Annotated in this window: 6 protein-coding genes; 1 reads left to right on the plus strand and 5 read right to left on the minus strand. The window is 54.8% G+C overall.

What is annotated here, in order from left to right:
- Positions 1–238: 238 nt before the first annotated feature.
- The 3 genes from LRR79_RS01550 to LRR79_RS01560 all read right to left on the minus strand — a co-directional run bounded on the left by LRR79_RS01550 (position 239) and on the right by LRR79_RS01560 (position 13,061).
- Positions 239–1,369, minus strand: a complete 1,131-nt coding sequence (locus tag LRR79_RS01550) for an RHS repeat-associated core domain-containing protein (protein WP_231758683.1) — start codon at positions 1,367–1,369, stop codon at positions 239–241.
- Positions 1,370–1,441: 72 nt separating this feature from the next.
- Complete coding sequence (locus LRR79_RS01555) at positions 1,442–9,583, minus strand: SpvB/TcaC N-terminal domain-containing protein (RefSeq protein WP_231758684.1); 8,142 nt, start codon at positions 9,581–9,583, stop codon at positions 1,442–1,444.
- Between the two features lie 1,090 nt (positions 9,584–10,673).
- Positions 10,674–13,061 carry an outer membrane protein assembly factor BamB family protein gene (locus LRR79_RS01560; protein WP_231758685.1) on the minus strand — a complete coding sequence of 796 codons (2,388 nt, stop codon included), beginning with the start codon at positions 13,059–13,061 and terminating at the stop codon, positions 10,674–10,676.
- A gap of 665 nt (positions 13,062–13,726) precedes the next feature.
- Between LRR79_RS01560 and LRR79_RS01565 the strand changes: the two genes are divergently transcribed.
- Positions 13,727–16,492, plus strand: a complete 2,766-nt coding sequence (locus LRR79_RS01565; RefSeq protein WP_231758686.1) for a M1 family metallopeptidase — start codon at positions 13,727–13,729, stop codon at positions 16,490–16,492.
- Positions 16,493–16,552: 60 nt separating this feature from the next.
- Here LRR79_RS01565 and LRR79_RS01570 read toward each other — a convergent pair whose 3' ends face one another.
- Positions 16,553–18,178, minus strand: a complete 1,626-nt coding sequence (locus tag LRR79_RS01570; RefSeq protein WP_231758687.1) for a tetratricopeptide repeat-containing sulfotransferase family protein — start codon at positions 18,176–18,178, stop codon at positions 16,553–16,555.
- Positions 18,179–18,286: 108 nt separating this feature from the next.
- A complete protein-coding gene (locus tag LRR79_RS01575; protein WP_231758688.1) occupies positions 18,287–20,731 on the minus strand; it encodes a TonB-dependent receptor in 2,445 nt (814 codons plus the stop codon).
- Positions 20,732–20,812 lie beyond the last annotated feature (81 nt).

A 20,812-nucleotide genomic window follows, 5' to 3' on the forward strand; every position in this document is an offset into this window, starting at 1 on the left:
CCCTCATATGAGCCAAAAATAATTCGCTCTAAGCGAGCACAGTACCTAGAGGTAGGACTTAAACCCGCTCCAGTTAAACTTTGATCGGAAGACTTTCCCTCATAAATAAAGCCGGTGGCTATCGTCTCCGACTGATTGACAACAGCTTCGAACGTGGGGACTCGAATAGTGGCCGCCTGAACCGTTGATTACCAAACCAGAGCTAAACAGAAAACCGATAGAAAGATCCTTTTCATGCTCATTTACCTCCTAAAGCCCTATACTTCTGATATGCCTTATAGCCGTAGTTTTCCGCTCCCAAATGGGGATAGACCGCTGAACCTATATCCACACCCAGTGTATGGGCTGCCTCGTGCCCCATCGCCCAAACAACACTGCCAGCGGGAGATGTATTCAGATTGCCAAGAATGGTTGGATTGGAATCCGGGCCCATGATTACCGCAGCTTCCATGGGAGTGAAGGCTCCACGGTAGAGAACAATTTTTCCACTGTCTTGGAAAAATTCGCCGCCCATTTCGAAGCGACTAACATTATCGACCTGAGTACAAGGGCCATCACATATAACCCGGCCAAAAGTGTTGTCATACATCATGTACTCATCAACATATTCAAATGACGTACCATCTGCAGCCTCTATCCCGAACATCCCTTTATTCTCCCAAACCCAATTCGCGTACTGCTCTCGCCCTTCAGATGTACTCAAATCGAATCCAGGAATTTTTTGTCTGGATTGAGCTGCTGCGCTCAGTAACATCGCAAAGGCGGCGGTACTAGCCCCATTTGCAAACTTCCCACCAGTAGCCCGAGATACAGTCCCAGCAATAGCAACACGCGCTGCGGCTTTACCCAAATTTGCCCAACCGGCGCCAGACTCCAATTTAAGAGAACCACCAGTAACAGCGCCAACACCGGCACTGACAAATCCGTGCCCGAATTTTCCACCCTGCAAAGCGCTCGTTATTCCTCCCAGAGTAGAAAATCCAAGAGTTTCAAGGTTAGCTCCAAAACCGCTGCCTTGCGCAATCGTGCCGCCAACGTAGGACATCGCTGCGGCAGATACTCCCGCTATTAACGCATCGCCAAAATCAGCCCCTTGTACCATCGCCTGCGCAAACGTGAGAACCCCGACAGTGACTGCGATATATGCAACTTTGACTTTGGCAACGGCCATCACGATACCAACAATAGCGGGTATAATGTGACCGCTCGGATCGGTGTAAGTCAGGGGATTGTTCAGCACATAACTATATCGGTTATAGCTCTGTGCATTGTCTGGGAACTGCAGTATCGGATCCGCCTGCAAAAACCTCCCCAACCGCGCATCATAAATCCGCCCATTCATATGAATCAGTCCCACCTGATCCAACATTTCATGGCCGGTATACCCCCGCGTGGTAAGACTGCTGTCGAAGCCCTCGAGTTCCGAGGTAATCAGCGCTTCCTAGCTCAGTGCATTGCGCCGCTGCCCCCAGGCATCGAAGGACAGTTCCTGCAGGATTGACCCGCTTGCGTCTGTAATCACATCCACCGAGCCCAGATGATCCTTGTGCAGATAGCGACTTTCACGCTCACCACTGCTAATAGTGACCACCGCACCTCCGGGCAGGTAGCGCTTGACCTCTTCGCTACCGTCGGGCCGTGAGATTCGCTCCACGTTGCCGATATAACGGGTCTCGGTCACCGCACCGCTGGACGTGGTATCGATGCGCAGGTAGCGGCTGCGATCCGGTCCGTACTTGAATTCGGTAACGTGGCCATTACGGGTATTTTTGATCCACAGCGGCTTATCGAAGGTGCTGTATTGCAGGCTGCGGCTGCTGTCTTCGACCATGTTGCCGTTGGCATCGTACCGGTACTGGACGCCGTCGGAAGTGGCACAGACTGCGTGCGGACCGGCAGCATTATCGCATTCACTTTCGTCGGCGTAGTAATAGTCGCCCACATCGGATTTGTATTCGATGTTACCGAGGCCGTCGTACTGAATCGTCTGCGACTCGCGACCGGTGACCTGCGCACTCTTCAGGCGATTGAGACCGTCGTACTCGAAATCCTCAAACAGATCTTTGTCGCCGCTCTCGTCTTTGCGCCAGTCCAGGTTGCCCAGATTGTCCCACTGGTAGGTGAGCTTCTGGACATGGAAGGCACTGCCGATTGAGGCGGTCTGGCCCAGCAGGCGACCGGTGGCCGGGTCGTAGGTACGTTCGGTAACCACGCCATTGCCCTGCTGGAAGCGGGTAACATTGCCGCGCTCATCCATGGCCAGCACGGTATAGAAGTTTTCCGCGCTAGCCTGGTTGACAGCCTCACCATCCACCACGGCCTTTAAATAGCCGTAATCGTTGTAGCGGTTTTCCGTGGCGCTATGACTGAAGCCGTCGCCGCCGGCGTCGAACTGCTGGAACACTCGCCCGTAGCCATCGTAAGTGGTGCGCTGTACATACTCGTCACCCGTCTCGCCCATATTCTGGTCGATGCTGGTGATCTCAACGCGCCCGAACCGATCGTAGCTGTGGTGCTTGATATATCCGCTCTCGACGTCCATAACGTGCTCAAGCGCCCCCGGCGGAATCGCCAGAGCCCCCTCCGGATACTGCCACGCACTATCGGTGTTGTATGTCCAGTAGGTATCGCCTTCTATATCGTCCACAGAGGCGAAGTCTTGTGGGTTGACGTTGCTGGCCAGTGTGGCGGGATCTTCGATTGCAACGTGGCGGTAGTCTGTGCGGCGCACCTGGCGGCCGAGCATGTCGTACTCATTGATCACCAGCTGCCGCTTGGCATCAATCTGCCATACCAGTTCACCAAAGCCGTTGTACCCGTAGTACCAGTCACCTTTGTCCGGATCCTTCATGGACTTTTTACGGCCGAGTTTGTCGTAGTCCATCGTGGTGACGGACTGTAACAATCCCTCGTCGCCGGTGCGGGTGACGGTCTTCAGATTGCCCTGGGCATCGTAAGTGTATTCAAGTGTGCCGCCAAGGTTGTCCTCGACAAACACCAATTCACCGCGAGCGTTCTTACGCTCCGTTTTGGTATGCCCGTTCGGGTTGGTGGTAACGGTCTGGTAGCCGCTGTAGTCAACGTGCACATCGTGAGCGATACCACTGTCACCGATAAAGCCATTGAAGCTGATGGTTCCCGGCAGATCGGTACCCACCACACGGCCGAGGATGTCGTAGTCCATCACCGTCCAGTGCTGGGCGCTGTTGCGGTAGGGCTCGGACTTGCGGTAAGTGCGGCCAAGCTTGTCGTATTCGGTATCTGCGAATACCCAATTACCATCAAATCCGCGGGTACCGCTGCGTACCTCTCGTGCCAAGACATCAAAGCAGGCCAGTGATTCCGCACCTCCCGCTTCCGTTACGGTCTGCTGGTAGACACTGCCAACGGGGCAGCGGTCACCGGCGGCCGCTAGTAGGGTCTTGGAGAAAGCGCCGGTCTCGCTGTACTCGAGTACTTTACGCCCAAAGGCATCGTACTCCATGAATGCAGACACGCCGGCAATATCGGTCACATGTACCGGTAACCCCAGGTGATTGCGTTCAATCACCTCCCGGGTTTTCTGCTGGTAGGCGTTCTTCTCCCACAAAAGATAGCGGCCCTGGTCGTTCTCGTACCTCCATTCACTAGAGCGCGAAGCCTCGCCGGCGGACTCGCGGGTTGCGGTTTTCTTGTTGCCGTAACTGTCGTAGGTGTAGCGCGTGGTCAGCGCAAACTCACTGTCCGGCTCAATTTCTTCCCACTCGATCAGTCCCGCGTAAGCACCGGTCTGATAGTAATCAAAACTGCTGGTGCGCGTTTCTTTTTCGAACACGCCGGCCACTGTGCGGTTGTGCTCTACCACGGTGTGAGTGAGGCGTCCAAGCTCTGCGTAAGTGGAAAGTGCCTGTTGGTCACGGATAAACGAAACACTATCACCGGAACCGCCATAGGTGTTCCCGGTAATGGTCACGAAAGTATCGCCATTGTCCTGTGCGGTAGTAACGATGATATCGGTCGGATTACCATAGTTGTCGTATTCATTGACCGTGGTGACCGTCTTGATCGGTGTATCGTCGGCACCATTTAATGCGAAGCTTTCCTCCACGCTCTGAGCCAGCCGCGGCTGTAGTGGCCCAAGCTCGGCACTGCCGCTATCCATGGCGGCCGTGCGCCAGCTTTCTTGCCAGGCTTCGCCATCGCTATTTTTCAGTGTCCAGGTGTTAACGGAGCGGCTGAGTAATTTGCCGTCTTTGGTTCTAACCTCGGTACTCTGCGGGTAGCCCTGATAAGGGAAGTCCTGCCGGTAGGTGGTACTCGTCTTTACCCCAGTTTGTTCATCGACGGTAGTGAGCTTTTCGAACCCGAGCATACCCCGGCCGCCAGCCTGAATCTTGGCCTGGGCGTAGTAGTAGCTGATCGCGCTTTTCGCATCAGGATCGGTGCCTGTCGGTGCACTGCTGTCCACGCGGGTGACCAAGTACATGGGGCCCATCAGTTCCAACGCCGGGGATGGTTTACCCAGCTGCTGGTCACCCTCCCAGGGATCATTCTGGTAGCTGTAATACTCTGCCAGGTCTGCCACTTCAAAATCGCGACACCAGGGCAGGTAATTCGCCCCATTTGACTCCGGATAGGTATCGCCATACCGGGCACTGGAACAACGCTTTTCAGTGGTGGCGGTGATATCCCGGCGGGTGTAGTGGCCGGAGTGAGTTAGTGAGCCGTAGGCTATCTCGGTCTCGGCGCCGAGGCCGTTGGTGATTTTTTCCACCACATTGACCGGCACGCGGACATCCGTGGCTGGATACAAATAAGCACGATCATTCTCGACACGGACATAGTCACTGACACCATCGCCATTCATATCGACAAACAGATGAAGAGCGTTTTCCTCGCCCGAGGTTTGGCGGAAGGATTCTGCTTCGCCAAACTCCCCGTGGTCACCATCCAGGCTGTGCCAGCGCCGGACTTTGAGTCGGCCCGCCTCGTGGTCGTGCCAAACCAGATCGGTATCGCCATCGTTGTCGTAGTCGAAGTACTGACGATTCTCAGGGAACTCTCCGAGTGCCACGGGCTCGCCGAAACCGTCACCGTTATTGATACGGTAAAAGCCTTCGGCGCCTTTGCGATACACGACATCCGGCAGGCCGTCGCCATTAATATCTGCTGCCTCCGGGGTTGTAACGCGCCCCAGGTAAACATAGCTGCGGTATTCACCCAGCCCCTGAGAAGCAGTAATGGCAACTCCGCCGGTGTAATAACAGGGTCTGCCCGGGTCGGAGGTGGGGGGAACACACTCGGCGCTCATCGACAGATCGACGAAGGGATCCACCAGCCCGTCGCCATTGAAATCCGCTGGCGCCGCCTTGTGACGCATACGTGCAGTGCGCTGGGTAACATCGCCACCCATCGGGTTTTCCCAGTCGACCAGATCCCAGTCGATATCCAGCGTCACATCTTTCTGCTCACTGAAAGCGTAGTAACTGCTGCTGGACGGCAAACCGGCGGGCTCCAGCAGGCGATAGTGGTTGTGCGTCAGGTAATCCACCAGGCCGTCGCCATTGACATCCGCGAATTTGGCGTAGCGCTCGGTCAGTTCCGGTAACGGCGTCGGACTACCAGTTAACGTCCACTCACCGTCGGCATCCGGTTGTGCGAGCACAACCCCCCAATGTTTCTTGTCATCCAGGTAGGTAATCAGATCGCTGCGGCCATCGGCGTTGTAGTCGATCATCTGCCATTCATAGGGCCGGCTGGTATTATCCGGCTCCCGATAGACGGTGCGTTCTTGACCGAACCCCGACTCCTCTGCCAACACATACTTGAAGGTCTGGAAGGCGATATCGCCAGAACCATCGTCATACCAGTCCGGCTCGAGCCAGATCAGATCCATGCGGCCATCGCCATTGATATCCACGGGACGCGTGCCCGCTGCCAAGCGATCGTCCTGCTGGCTCAGCGTAAGGCCATCGCTGGCACTTGCGGAAAAGCTGCCAGGCACCGGCAGGCGCCAGTCAAACACAGTATCCGACTGGCACTGACTTCCTACGCACTGGCGGATACGCTCCAGTCGACTCAAACGGTCGGCGGGATAGTTTAGGTAGTCGAGCTCGTAACGCCGCACCTCCCACATACCGTTTCCGCCATCATTGCGGACGCGAACGGCAGAGAGGCGCTTACCGGTTTGCAACAGTTCACCAGCGGTATAGCCGCGAATCGGGTCAGGGCGCCCCTCGTAATCAAACAGAAGCCCGGCTTTGTAACCAGTTTCCCTGTTGCTATCCACATCGGTATACGCATAACGGATTTCAGCAATACGGTGACCACTGTTGTCGTTCGCATAAATAAATTCGATACGATTGCTGGCACTGTCTTCAAACGTACTGATACTCCAGCTCATGGCGCCCTTTTCGACAGAGCGACGACTATCTAGCTGACGGCCATAGTAGCTGATAGAGCCATCCTTACGCTCGACGGTGAAATAGCTGTCCTCGCCAGTGATAGCGCCGTGCAGCTCTACCAGTGCAAAGCTGTCCACCTCGGTGCGGTACTGACTACCGGGCGCGCCGTATTCGCCCTCTACTACCAGCAGGCGCTGGCCGTCCAGGCAAAAGCGGTCTTCGCCACTCCAGGTGATGGGCCTGGCCCGACCATCCTGACCCAGGGTCTGGCGGCAACGGGAGATTGCCGACAGGCCGCCGATGGCCCAACCGTGGCCTAGCAAGCCATTGCCGGACTGACTGGAATAGTTGAGCGAGATCTCTGGAGCTACGCCCGCAGTACCGGCAGGCAGGCTCAGTGGGATGCGGTAGCTGGCCGCGCCGGACTCGCTGACGCGGAATTCCCCTGGCAAGCTGCCGGTCTGCGCGGAAATATTCAGCTCCCAGTCTTCCACCGTTGGCGCCGGTTCCGGTGCGGGCGGCTCGTTCAGCACGCCGCGGCGACAGAGTTCGGCACAGGGGTCTATACCCGCCAGGAAGGCGTCCCGGTTACTAACACCATCCCCATCGGCATCGGAATCGCCGCTCTCAACTCCGTCACTGCCGAAATAGAGAATTTCCCAGTAATCCGGCAGGCCGTCTTCGTCACAGTCGCGGGTGTATTCATCACCCTCGTCACAACTGAATACCGCCCAGGAATAGTCCTGTACGTACATATATTCAAAGCTGCGGAACAGGAGATCACTGGTCGCCGCAATGTATTCCACCGACTGGGCAAACAATACGGCTATCTGTGCACGGCTGGCACCGCCAGACATGGCGTCCAATAAGCGATTTCGAGTGTAGAGTTGACCACTGTGAGTAAACGCAGGCTGCTCCTGTCCGGGGAAAGCGCGCTCGTAGAGTGCGTCTACAAACGCCGTATCGTCCTGTAAAGGTGGAAAGGTCGCCTTGCCAGTGTCGGAGGACAGGAATGCCTCGGCTACTTCCTCAATGCCAGCGCGGTTTACCAATGCGTAGGTCCAGAAGGTCAGCACATCGCGGGAAAGGGATAGCTCGGGTTGCAGCAGCATCCGGTACAGCCGCGCCGCCATCCGGTATTCCGGCAGGTGCCGTTCACGAGGCTGCCAGTCCAGCGCCTCCATGCTGTCTTTCAACAAAGAACTATCGCTGCTCTCCCAAGCAAGCTGATCCGGCCCCAAGATGCCCCGGCCCAATGCATATACCCGCGCGCTACCGACAGTTGTGAAATACAGAGTGCCATTACCAGCCAGCACCGGCGTTTCCGCGATCCCGGCACCAGCCGGATATGTCCACTGCACGGCTCCGTTTTGCGCCTGCACCGCGTAGATGGCACCGTCCATGGAGCCCTGATAAAGAATCCGGTTCTCGTCCAGTACAGGGGAAGCCACCAGATCCCCCCCTGTTTGCAGACGCCACTGCTCCAGGCCATAGGGCGTCAAGGCATAGAGGTAGTCATCCAGAGAGCCCACGTAGATATTGCCATTCACCGAATCCACCAAGGGGGTAGCCTTGACAGTATCCTGGGTAGCGAAAGGCCAGCCGTCTTTCACTGAGCCGTCTTCAGGGTTCAGTGCATAAACATTACTACCGGATCCCACATACACTGTGCCGTCCGCGCCGACTGTAGGGGCGGAATCAATTTGACTCAAGCGCTCCACCGTTGGGTTACCGTAGACCTCAATACCAGCACGCGCACCACTTGGCATTGCAACGGAAATATGCAGCCCGTCCTGTTCATTGAACGCGCTTTTCATTGCCGCGCTTAACGGGATGTGAACGTAAGTGGTGGGGTCCTGCTGTTCTATTGGGCCATTGTTCTGAGGTGGATACCAGTCGAGATCATTGTTGGCAATCGACAGTTGGTCACCATTGCGGAGGTTCGTCAGAGTAAAGGCAGCACCCGGGTCCAGGCCGATACCGGCCACGCGAAGGCACTGACCATCACAGGCGGACTCGGCGCCCAACAGGGTTGGCGGCACCACTTCGACGGTGACAATCTCTCCATCACTGCTACAACTGGTTTCTGCATTGCAGGCATTCACGCGATAGCTGTAGATACCCGGATCGCGATTGGGGATGGTAAAGGTGGGGGAGTAGCCCGCGTCCTCACTATGGAGCGGACGCGCGACCTCACTCCAACTGGCTGGAGAATCTACTCCACCCGTTTTTTCCTCCACCAGATAATGACGCGGTTTAGGCGACGTGGTGACCGAATTCCAATTCAGTTTGGTACGACGGGTAATATCAAAACCCGCATGTACCGAACCGGCAGTCAGCCCAGCAGGGGCTTGAGGTGCCACTCGCACTACATCGACAGTAAATTCCGGGCTCCACTGAGGTGGTTCCAACTCATCGCTACAACCAGCGGCGTTGCAGGCGACTACCCGGTATGAGTACACCCCATGCGATTGATTGGGGATAGTTTCCGACTGACCGCTAGTTTCATACCATTTTGCATCGTTAGTATTGCCATCCCTTACCTCCTGCAGCCTGTAGCTCGGCGCACCCATTTCATTCCAGGAAACGGTGTAATAATCACCAGTAAAAGTGTCACCACTGCTCAACGAGTACTCGCCACTCCCATCTACTGCCTTGACGGATATCGTGGTTGGCGCTTCAGGTGGTAGAAGCGCGTCGAAGCTTACCTCATGAAAAATTGTGCCAGAGTCGTTGTCGTCGTCATACACGCGCACGCCCAGCAAATAACTACCTGCTTGCGGGACCGTCCATTGCGCCTCGAATTTTTCCCAGCCGTCTTCGATCCCTGCACTGATACCAGTAGCGATTACATTCGTGTCACTATCTAACAGGAATTCGACGCGCGTTGAATCGATAGTGCCGTCACTATCTCTCGCCAGTGCGATCAGGGTGATCTCCTCTCCCTCAACAATTGTCTCTGGGAGGGCATCGAGATCCAGCGCCACTTCCGGATGATCGTTAGAGCCGACCAGAATCGTTCGCGATGTCTGCGTCTCTTTGCCGTACTCATTTACAGCAACGGCAATAAGTTTGATTGTATTGTCTTCGACGGATGGCCAGTTCACACTGTAGCAATTGTTACATTGGTCGATGCTACTATCGATATCAGTGGCCACGCCGATATAGTGCGAAGAAAAATCTTCGTCGCCCGAACTCACGACTTTATTTCGATAAAATTCTACGCTGCTAATCTCGTAACCGTTTCCATTTACCGATACCGCCAGTGTTTCATATTGCCCGACTTGTAGAGGGTCCTCCCCATCAGGAAGACGCCATGAAACTACCGGCGGGTTAATTTTCTGTACGGTTACCGACTTTTCAGGACTGGGATCGCCACACTCAAGTGCATTACAGGCGAAAACACGATAGCGATAAGTCCCTTCAGGACGACCGCTAACAGAGTAGTTAGCCGTAGGGAAGTTAACTTTCTTGGCGTAACAGTGCCCGTACTGGTCTTCCCCAACGTTATACGGGTTATTGGTTGAACACCAATTTTCACCGCCGACTTCGCGTTCCTGAACCAGGTAGTAATCGAAATCGCCTGAACTAGGTGGTTGCCATCCTATACTGTAGGTTCCGTTCTCGGCTTCCAAAGATGATGGGAGGGAATTGATATGCGGTTTTTCGGGTTTTTCTGGCTTATTGACCACAACCGCAATGATAGGAGTATCCGCTGAATCTTGGATAGGTCCATGCATAGCGCATGGACCTATATCGCAATACCTTTTTACTTCCGCAAAATATTCATACGTACCATTCTCTCTAACAACTGGTACTGTGTATGAGCCATCAAAATCTGGATCTCCTCCTGCATAAGGAAAGTACAAAGATTCACTCTCATCTATAAGAGTCCAGCTCTCTCCAGCGCGCTTTTCGTAAACCTTGTAAATATTCCTAGCATTTCCAGCGGCGATCGGATAGGCGGTTACAGTAATTAAGTACTCACCATCGTTACTTTCTACGCCATCACTTATAGATACCGAAGGCGGCCAGCTTGCATGAGCTGATTGCGAAGCCCCCAAAATTATTACGGAAACAGCTAGCACATTCCGAAAAATTTTAAAGATAGAAGCAAATCCATTTGTCATTTTAGCGTTGCCTTTACATTCTCTTCAGCGCGGAGCGCTTTCATTTACTCTTATTTTTGCTTCAACAAGAATCCGCAAAACTGCAGCCAAAAGTTGGTCTAACCGCCGGCCTATAATCTACAAATCCAGCTAAACTGCAGTTCTCTACGAGTGAGAGCAATTATAGATTTCGGTTCCACAGGACACGTTCAGCCGCAGAAGGGGTAACGGCGTCCAGAGCAAATACTTGATTCGCTTCGGTATGCACAATCAATTTATGTCCGGAAAGTACTGGGCTGGCCGTAATAGTCTGACCGCCTGGCAACTGGAAGCGCCACAATTCCTCGCCGTTATCACTATTGAACGCGTAGATATTTCCGCTGTAGGTAGCGATATAGATGATGGCGTGGTCGTCACTTAGCAGCGGCCCGGCAACCACGGCTCCGTCGGTATCAACCTGCCATAAAAGGCTCTTATCAGCAGCCAGGGCATAAACACGGCCGTTTCCCCCAAGCGAGCCACTGCCACTAATATTGGCACCTACAATCACCCGCTCTCCGCTGATGGCCGCTTTACCCATCACGACTCCAGCGCCCTCCAATGTCCACTCGATCTCTCCACGAGGGTCGACCTTATAGAAATTGCCATCAAAAGCACCCACATACGCGCTGCCATCACTAGCCACAGCTAGCGAAGTTGCGATCTGATCCGGCACTGGGATGCTGGGCTCACTCCACAAATCCGGTGGTGGAGGCAGGTCCAGCGTGACAGCCAAACTGCGACTTACCTCTCCCTGGGGGCCGCGTGCGGTGAGGGTATAATTGGTTGTAACTTGCGGGCTGACATTCAGAGTCCCCTCTGATGTCAGAATGGATGTGACACCGTCTCCCACATCATTGCTTAACTCGATGTGCTGCGCACCATGGACCCGCCAGCGCAATTCCACCCGCTGCCCTCCGCTCTCAATAGCGGAAGGAGAGGCAACAAAACTCGCGATACTCAATGGTGGGAAGCTGGCGGGGTCTTCTGGATCACTGCCCGCTGCGACTTCGTCTGCATCGTTAATGCCGTCGTTGTCACTGTCCAGCTGTGCAAGCGAGCACCCATCTGCATTCACCGGCTGGCCGCTTGAAGTTTCCGCACATTGGTCGATGTAGTCGGCTACTGAGTCACCATCAGTGTCGATTGCAGTAGTAATACTCGCTTCACCAATATTGCCTGCCATATCCATGATTGAGGCAGTTAGCATCACCTCGGAATTACTCGGGAGCGATTCTGGCAAAGTGCAGTTGATGAAATTTTCACTGATCCTACAGTCCGCAACAGGACTCCCAGCCATAAGCACTTCTAGACTTCCGGGGTCCAGGGCCAGGTTGTCGGACACCAACAACTTTAATTGCGGCTGAGGCTCTCTAACCAGAGAGCCATTTACTGGGGAGACGAAGCTTAACTCAGGCGCGACTTGGTCCAGGTTATAAGAAATTTCGAGTCTAGACAGATTGCCGGCCAGATCTTCGGCGGTACCAGTTGCAGACAAATCTTCACCATCGCCACTCAGGGTGAGGTCCTCTGGGCACCGGACGATACCGCTCAGGTCGTCGCTACACTTATAACTAACGGTTACTGGGGCATTGTGCCAACCCGCCGCATTGGCTGCAGAAGATAAATTGGCAGTAATTTCTGGTGCGGTAAAATCAATGTTGACGCTGCTCTGGACTTCAGCCGTATTGCCCGCAATATCAGTGGCTCTGGCGGCCACGATCTGGCTGCCCCCCTCCTCGCTAACTGACACTTCTTTCGGACACTCGATCACACCGCTCAAAGTGTCCGCACACTGATAACTAATACTCACCGCTTGCCTATGCCAGCCGGCGCTGTTAGCGGTAGGTATAATATTGGCGTCAATCTGCGGAGCCGTTTTATCGATACTGACGGATACCTGTGTTTCTGCACGATTGGTCGCTTTGTCCTCTGCGATCCCGGTGATGGATTGGCTGACGCCCTCCTCGGTCACAACAACCGGGTCACTGCAACTTTCAATACCACTAAAGGCATCGGAGCAACTAAAGGTCACCGTCGCATTGCTGTTATGCCAGCCAGCCGTATTTGCTGCCGGGTCGATAGCAGCCGTTATTACCGGGTTTTCACTGTCGATCCCAATAACTTCCGCGACCAACCCACTACCAGGCTTGCCGCCCAGTTGTACAATAAGGGTGTTCTGAATTTGCAGAGAGACGGGAACTTCCAAAAAATCGACTTTTCGGCTGAAGTCGTTTGGGAACAACAGCTCACTGCCATTCAAAACCACCGTCGCCGATGTAACTGGATGTGAATCTTCGGCGCCGTTGTATACACGCAAGCGATAAGAGCTCCCTGCCACAGGAGCACCGAAATTAATTGTTTCTTCCACCGGCTGCCCTTTATCACGGACAAAAAGGTAACTACCAGAAACCTCGAATTCACCGGCATAAGACTGGGGAATAGAAACAGCCAGCAAAAGAGCCCAAAAATAAAAAGAATGCACATGAGTTAACGACCGACGATATCGGCGTATCAATGGAAGCAACATTTCCCCAGCCCCAAATTTATTGATTTTTTTTTGTCACAAGATGCAAAATTCACCACTTCTGGCAAATGACGCAAAATTAAACCAAAAACTGTGTCACAGTTTCAGGGGGAACGAGAAAACTACGATGAATATCCCGCCAACATTTAGTTGCCAAGGAAACTTATTCAGATATTTGTAATTTCTTGTAATAGGGATGAGCAGATATCACTCGAGTTGACCAATTAAAAATCAAACCTAGAAATAGCCGAGCTTTTCAGCAGCGCCTTCACCAGATCGGCCCCTTTTCTGCAATCCCTCATAATCTGCTTGAATGCATCCCTCTTCCCAACTTTCACCATGACCATGCGGTCATACCGACAGTGGCAAACAGGCGCGCTTAATCCACCAAAACCGGTGCTACAACTTCCGATGCGCTGAAGGGCTTCGGTACGGTATCCCGGCGTCCGCCAATATGACCGACACTAACAGCTACCACACCATCAAAAACAAGCTTGCCGCTACGCTGGAGTCCGCGTCTCCAGCTTTTTGCCGCCCCTAAGCTAGTTCAGAGCCCTGTCGAGCCGGCACCAGACACATTCTGTCCCGCCCCCCCTCCAAACCACCCCACCCAACCCGCTACAATAGGAACAACCAGCGAACCAACCATTCCAAAGCAAAGATTTACCATGCGAATTCTTACTCTTCCGGCCCTGCTTGCCGGACTGATACTGCTCACCGCCTGCGGAACTGACAACAAAACCACCAGCGACCCCAACCGGGAAAACGCGACACAGGAAACCACCGCCAGCGAGCAGACAGTGGAGACAAAAACCACTGAGGCCAAACCCAGCGTCGAAGAACAAGCACCCGCCGGCAAACTCCCCGACGGCGTGCGCCCCACCGCCTATCGCCTCGACCTCACCCTCGATCCCCGCCAGGATACCTTCCACGGCCAGGTGGAAATTGACATAGAAGTGGACAAAGCCACCGACCACATCTGGATGCACGGCAACAACATCGACGTCGCCGACATCAAAGCCATCGTACCCGCCCAAGGCGATGAGAAAGAAAAAGAAGTCGCCGCCCACTACCGCCAGATGCTCGACAGCGGCGTGGTGCGTGTGGACTTCGCCGGTGGTATCCCCGCCGGCAAAATCACCCTGCGCACCAAATACAGCGCCCCCTTCGATAAAAACCTAGCCGGGCTGTTCAAGGTCGAAGAAAAAGGCGATGCCTACGCACTGGCCAAATCCGAATCCATCCAGGCGCGCCGCTTCCTGCCCGGCTTCGACGAACCCGGCCTGAAAGCCACTTACGATATCAGCCTCACCATCCCCAACGGCTACAAAGCCATCAGCAACGGACCCGAAACCGAACGCGTAGACGCCGGCAACGGTATGGAAAAGGTCATCTTTGCCCAGACCCGTCCCATGCCCACCTACTTACTCTCGCTCGCCGTAGGCCCCTTCGACGTGGTCGAGCGCCCGGACATTCCCGCCAACAAATACCGCAAGGACCCACTGCCCCTGCGCGGCTTCGCGCGCAAAGGTCGCGGCAAGGATATGGCGTACGTGCTGGATAAAACCCCGGAAATGCTGCGCATTTTTGAAGAGCAGCTGCAGCGCCCCTATCCCTTCCGCAAGCTCGACATCATCGCCGCTCCCCAGTGGCCCAGTGGCGCCACCGAGCTCTCTGCCGCGATTACCTATCGCGAACAGCGCATTCTGGTGGAAGGTGACGAACCCGCCCCCGGCCTGCGCCTGGCCCTGCTCGGCGTACACGCCCACGAAATCGCACATATGTGGTTCGGCAACCTGGTCACCCCGCCCTGGTGGGACGACCTGTGGCTGAAAGAAGGCTTCGCCACCTGGGGCACCCCGCTGGCTCTGACCATCATGGAACCGGACGGCGGCCACGACCTGAATGCCGCGGTGCGCGCCATCAGCGCAATGAAACTGGATTCCCTTGCCAGCACCCGCGCTATCCGCGAGCCGATTACCGACAACAACAATATCCGCAACGCCTACGACGCCATTACCTACTCCAAGAGCCTCGGTGTTATCCACATGGTGGACGAGTACTTTGGCGCGGACACTTTCCGCCCGGCACTGGGCCGCTACATAGAAACGTTCGCCGATGGCGTCGCGGACTCGCCGGACTTCTACCAGGTGATCGGCGACGAAACCGAAAGCCCGCAGCTCAACGAAACCTTCCGCACCTTCGTAGAGCAGAAAGGCGTACCCCTGCTGTCACTGACCGTAAACTGCAATACTCAGGGCCAAGCCACGGTGATCGTGCAGCAACAGCGCTACAAACCACTGGGTTCCCCCATTGCTGAAACCGGCCAACAGTGGAGTATCCCATTCTGTATGCGCACCGATTCCGGCGTCGCCCAGTGTGAATTTCTGAGTGACCGCCAACAGGAGATTGCCGTATCCGGCGGCACCTGCCCCAAGTGGGTCATGCCCAATGTGAACGGCAGTGGATACTACCGCTTCACCATGGAAGAGAAATACTGGCAGTCCCTGCTGGATGAATTCGACAATCTCAATCCTACCGAGCGGCTGTCTCTGATCGACAGCGCCTTCGCCGCCTTCGAAAGCGGAAACCTCCAACCGGGAACACTGCTGGAAGTCGTGCGCCTGTCGGCAACCTCTGACAAGCGCCAGGTGGTCGAGGCACCTCTGGGTTACCTGGCCAAATACTCGGACCATTATGTAGACGATGCCAATGCCACCAACTGGCAGGGCTTTCTGAAAAAACTGTACGGCGCGAAGGTGCAGCAGCTCGCAGGTGAAAATGACTCCGAAAGCCAGCTACTGCGCAGCCGCCTGCTGGGCTTTCTCGCCCTGGAGGCGAAAGACACGGACACCCGCCAGCAACTGCAACAACAGGCGGAACAGTTTACCGGTTTCGATGGCGAGCGCGATCCAGCGGCACTGGACTCCGATCTGTATGAAAGCGCGCTTACCGTTGCCATCCAGGATTCCGGCACGGCATTTCTCGACCATCTGATCCAGGTCCGCAGTGAACTGGATGACCCGCTGTTTGAGAGCGCCAGTGCCAATGCCATGGGCCGCGTTACCGACCCGCTACAACTGGACACCATCCACCAGCTGGCACTCAGTGAGAAAATGGGCGCGCGGGAAGCGTTTGGTCTGATCCAGAACGCCCTGATAGAACCGGAGCTTCAGGCTAGAAACTGGCAGTGGCTGCGGGACAACTTTGCCGCTGTAGTTGCTAAAATTCCGGAGCAGTGGCGCCGCAATACCCCGCGCTTTGGCGCCAACTTCTGTGACCAGCCTTCACTGCAGCAGATACAGCTACTGTTTACCCAGCAACAAAAACTGGTACCCGGCTACCAGCGAGCCCTGGCGCAGACCGAAGAAGGGATTAATCTGTGCCTGGCACTGAAAGAGAATGGACAGGCACTGGTGGAGAGTCTCAAATAAAAGGCAGTGGCTATAGCAGCTTCGAAAATGGCAGCCATGGCTGCCATTTTTTAGCGCTTTTTATTCAACACTTATACCGGCATCCTCCAGAACCTGCTGGATCGGCTTCAGCTGCGCACGCAAGTGATGCCACTTGTGTACGGACGACTGGTATACCGGCTGCCGAACTTGCGCAGCACTCGCTGTTGAAGTGCCCGCAACCTGGGAATAGTAGTGTTCCAGCACCTGATCTTTCCAGGGGACCCCGCAGGCCGCATAGACCGCACGACTTGCCGAGGGAAGATCACTGACCAGATCTTCATAGTGCACATCGATAACCCGCTCTGCGAACACCTCACGCCAGTGCATCATCAACTTTCGATACGAGCAATAGTAGCGTGCCAACTCATGCTGATCGTACGAAAACGGGTAGGCGCTCTTGAACAGCGTTTTATAGGTGGCGTAGCAGGTATCCATCGGGTTGCGCGCCAGATGCACTATCTTGGCCGCAGGTAGCGCTCTGGCAATCCACCCCAGGTACAGAAAGTTCATTGGATTTTTATCAATAATCCACTGACTCCCTGTCTGACGGGCTCGGGCACGCATCTGCCTGATATACAGGCTTCCCACATTTGCAATATCCAGATTATTGCCCGCTGTCAAAATAACATTGCGAGTTTCATCCCGCTCGCAATCCGTAGCGGCCTGCTGTAATAACAGGCGCGCGAACGTATCCGGCTCACCCGCTGAAGCGACCTCGCCGGACGCGCAAAGAATCCTATCCAGCAGTGTAGAACCAGTGCGCGGCATGCCAAGCACAAAAATAACCTCTTGACCCTGCTCGCAGGGAACAGCTCGGCCCGACAGAAAATTTCGGTCAAATACATCCGCAATCTCTGTCATCACCGAAAGGTCGCGACTTAGCTGATAGTCGATATTCTTGCGGCGGGATTTGGCACCTTTTTCAAGTGCCGCAAAGCTTGCTGCGTACTCTTCCAGGTCCTCGTACTCTTTGGCCAGCGCATAATTCAACTGAATCGCTGCCTGCTCTGGCAGTCGATCTCGAGTGACCAGGGCACTCAGTTCGCCCACATGATTGCGGTTTGCTTTCTGCTTACGCAGATCAGATCGATTCTTGTATGCTTCCCAATCATCAGGCCTAAGGGCAATGACTCGGTCATAGAGTATTTCTGCACGCTCCAGATTTCCCATGGCACGATTCGCCGCAGCACAGTTGAACAGCAGCAATGGCTCTTCAGGCTGTTTGGTTACCGCGGTTTCAAACACTACAAGTGCGTGCTCATGGGATTCGCACATGGTAAATAGATACCCAAGTTGCGAAAGCGTCGCGCTATCGAGCAGTTCTAGATCCTCAAAATCTGCGGACTGCAGTGTACCCAACGCACCAGCGATATCCCCTTCGCGTACATAACTGGTCGCAATATGGAGAAGGATCGGCCAGCGTCTTGGTGCCATTCCCGGGAAAAGTGTCAAAGCCTGTTGAAGCTGGCTTCTCGCGGCAGAGAACTTTTGACCTGCCATCAGAATATCAGCATATAACCGTCTGCCACTTGCAAAACCTGGTGACAGTTCAACAACTGTACGAGCGACTTCTTCTGCCTCCCGTAAGTGACCGGACTGAAAAAGTTTTCTGGCCCTGGTATAGGCCTGTTTCGCTTCACTGCTTGGCTCGGCGTGTAATGACATGACTTCTAACTTGTCTGAGCTTTACAGAACAGTGTACCCGTTTCCCGCACATAAAAAAGCCGGCCACAAGGCCGGCTAAACAGGATCTAGAAAAACAACAATGAACGTTTAGAAGTGATAGCGACCAGAAACACCGAATGTACGCGGCAGACTGATGTAGTCTTTGGAGGAATTACCGTAGAAGTTCTCCGCCGGATCCGTCCCCATATGAGCTTCTGTCAGTGCCCCGGTTACACCATCTTCATTGAAAAGGTTCTTGGCATAAAGGGTGACATCCCAGTCGTCTGCCACCAGCGTGCTGCTCAGGTTCCATAACTGGAACCCGTCAAACTCTGCTGCAGTCGCCCCGTCACCAATGGAGTTGGAGGTTTCCGATTGGTAGTAACCATTCAAACGACTAACCAGGGTGAAGGCACCGATGGTCGTAGTGTGATCCATGGCGACCGACAGGGTGTGTTCGGCGGTGCCCGGCAAGCTAGCGCCTGACTCTGCAACAATGTATTCCCCAGTGACACCACTGCCCTGGAAGTTACCGTAGGGCTGATAGAAATCGGCGGTCAGTTCAGCATCGACAAACGCATAACCGAGGTTGTAGCCGATGCTCTCGGTCAGGTCACCCTGCAGTTCCAGTTCCAGCCCCTGAGTTCTGGCTTCATCCCCATTGACCGCAGCGAAGAAGCCCCAGTTTGCCGTAGAAGTATTCAACTGTGGATCGGCCCAGTCCATACGGAAGAGCGACACGGTGTAACGCAGAGAGTCAGTGGTACCTTTCACACCCAGCTCGTAGTTCATCACCTGGTCGGATCCGTACTGCAGGTAATCCGGGCTCTCGGCAAAGCCGCCGACCAGAGGCACCGCATTGGCGCCGCCACGGCGATAGCCTTCGGAAACGGTAGCGTAGAGCATGGTGTCCGCGTTCATATCCCAGGAGACATTCGCCTTCAACAGGGTATCGCTCTCCTCGGTAGTAAAGCTGGCTTTGGTGTCCTCTTCCGGCTCGGGCCAGATCGGCAGCTGCAGTACGCTGTCATTGGTCAGCTTATTATCGAAGTGACGCAGGCCAAGGGTCATACGGAAAGTGTCGGAGAAATTGAACGTGGTTTCACCGAAGATGGCCGCGTCGGTAAAGCTCTGGTTGCGGCGGAAGTAAAAGTCCTGGTCCTGAACGTTTGCACCCCAGCTGGCAAACTCTTCAGCGAAGGAGAGTCCCGGAGTCCAAACCGCAGGGGCCTCAGCGGCCCACGCGGCCCAGCCGGGCATATAACTGTTCTGACCCGCGTTGCTCTCCTGATCCATATAGAAGAAGCCCGCTACCCAGTCGACAAACTGATCACCATTGGAAACCAGGCGGATTTCCTGCACCAGCGCGCTGTCGTCGTAAAAGCGTTCGGCCTGAGCCAGCGGTCGCGGTGAGCCACCGTAGTAGGCGCCGAACCAGTCATTCTGTGCGTAGAAGCCGGAATTGTCGCTGATGGCGATGCCATCGTGGGAATAATTTGAAGTGCTGGAGGTAAAGGTTGCAAAACCCATATCCAGTGAAATTTCCAGCGCGGTAAGAGACACATCCCGCTCGGAAGGCTCCAGGGTCACCGCACCATTTTCGTAGTCATCGTAAAACTCTTCTTCACCACTCACCCAGTTGCTGCCGCGGGTAACCTGACGACGGCCACCGATTTCATCGCTCTGCATCTGGTGAGAAAGCTGCACACTCAGTTCATCATTCGGCTCGATCAGCAGCGATGCGCGTGCGTAGGTAATATCTACGGTATCCGCATCCTCTACACTACGGAATACCGGTGCCCCATTGGCAATGTCACCGCCGGCCGCAACCGGAGCACCCTGGGAATCAAGCTCGTAAACGTTGGTGTAATCCACAATACCATCGTTGTCGATCATACCCGCGGAAGCGCGCAGCGCCATTTTTTCACCGAGAGGAATATTGACCAGTGCGTCGGCACTGAAGTTGGTGCCACCAGAGCCCTCGGTCTGGCTGACGCTGCTACCCACTTTCGCTTCAAACCCTTCGGTAGAAGGTTTGGCCATGATGTAGCGAACGGTACCCGCCAGAGAGCCTGATCCATACAGCGTACCCTGTGGGCCACGCAGTACTTCCACACGCTCAATATCTTTAAGAATAAAGTTGCCGTACAGAGGCGTGTCATCAACGTAAGTGGCAACGGTTGGCACAGCGGAGAGAGGAACATCACCGTTCGCACCACTGTCGACATTCATACCACGGATAATGACACCGTTGACGGTGCCCGAATTGCGGTAGCCCCGGTCAACGACGGTCAGCCCTGGAACACTGCGCATCATTTCTGCGGCATCGGTAATCTGCCCCGCTTCGAGCTCATCCCCACTCACGGCAGAAATGTTGTATGGAATATCCTGAACGCTCTCCGCACGGCGGGTAGCAGTCACAATCACTTCCTCAATAAGTGATTCTTGCGCACTCGCCAGCTGCGGAACGGATAGCAGCGTACCCGCGGATACTGCCGCGACGGCGGTTGCCAGTGTGGATTTGCTAAACCCCTGCTTGATTGGTTGCTTCATGATGCCCTCTGCTAGGTTTGGATCTCTTATTTGAATATTCGCCGCTGGCCAAACTACGCCGGCTGTTGTTGTGATTCTTTT

This window comes from Microbulbifer elongatus (assembly GCF_021165935.1).
GTDB classification, from domain to species: domain Bacteria; phylum Pseudomonadota; class Gammaproteobacteria; order Pseudomonadales; family Cellvibrionaceae; genus Microbulbifer; species Microbulbifer elongatus.

Coding starts and splice junctions, on each gene's coding strand:
- LRR79_RS01550 (WP_231758683.1), bottom strand. CDS start 1,369: ATGTTGGATCAGGTGGGACTGATTCATATGAATGGGCGGATTTATGAT.
- LRR79_RS01570 (WP_231758687.1), bottom strand. CDS start 18,178: ATGTCATTACACGCCGAGCCAAGCAGTGAAGCGAAACAGGCCTATACC.
- LRR79_RS01575 (WP_231758688.1), bottom strand. CDS start 20,731: ATGAAGCAACCAATCAAGCAGGGGTTTAGCAAATCCACACTGGCAACC.
- LRR79_RS01560 (WP_231758685.1), bottom strand. CDS start 13,061: ATGTTGCTTCCATTGATACGCCGATATCGTCGGTCGTTAACTCATGTG.
- LRR79_RS01565 (WP_231758686.1), top strand. CDS start 13,727: ATGCGAATTCTTACTCTTCCGGCCCTGCTTGCCGGACTGATACTGCTC.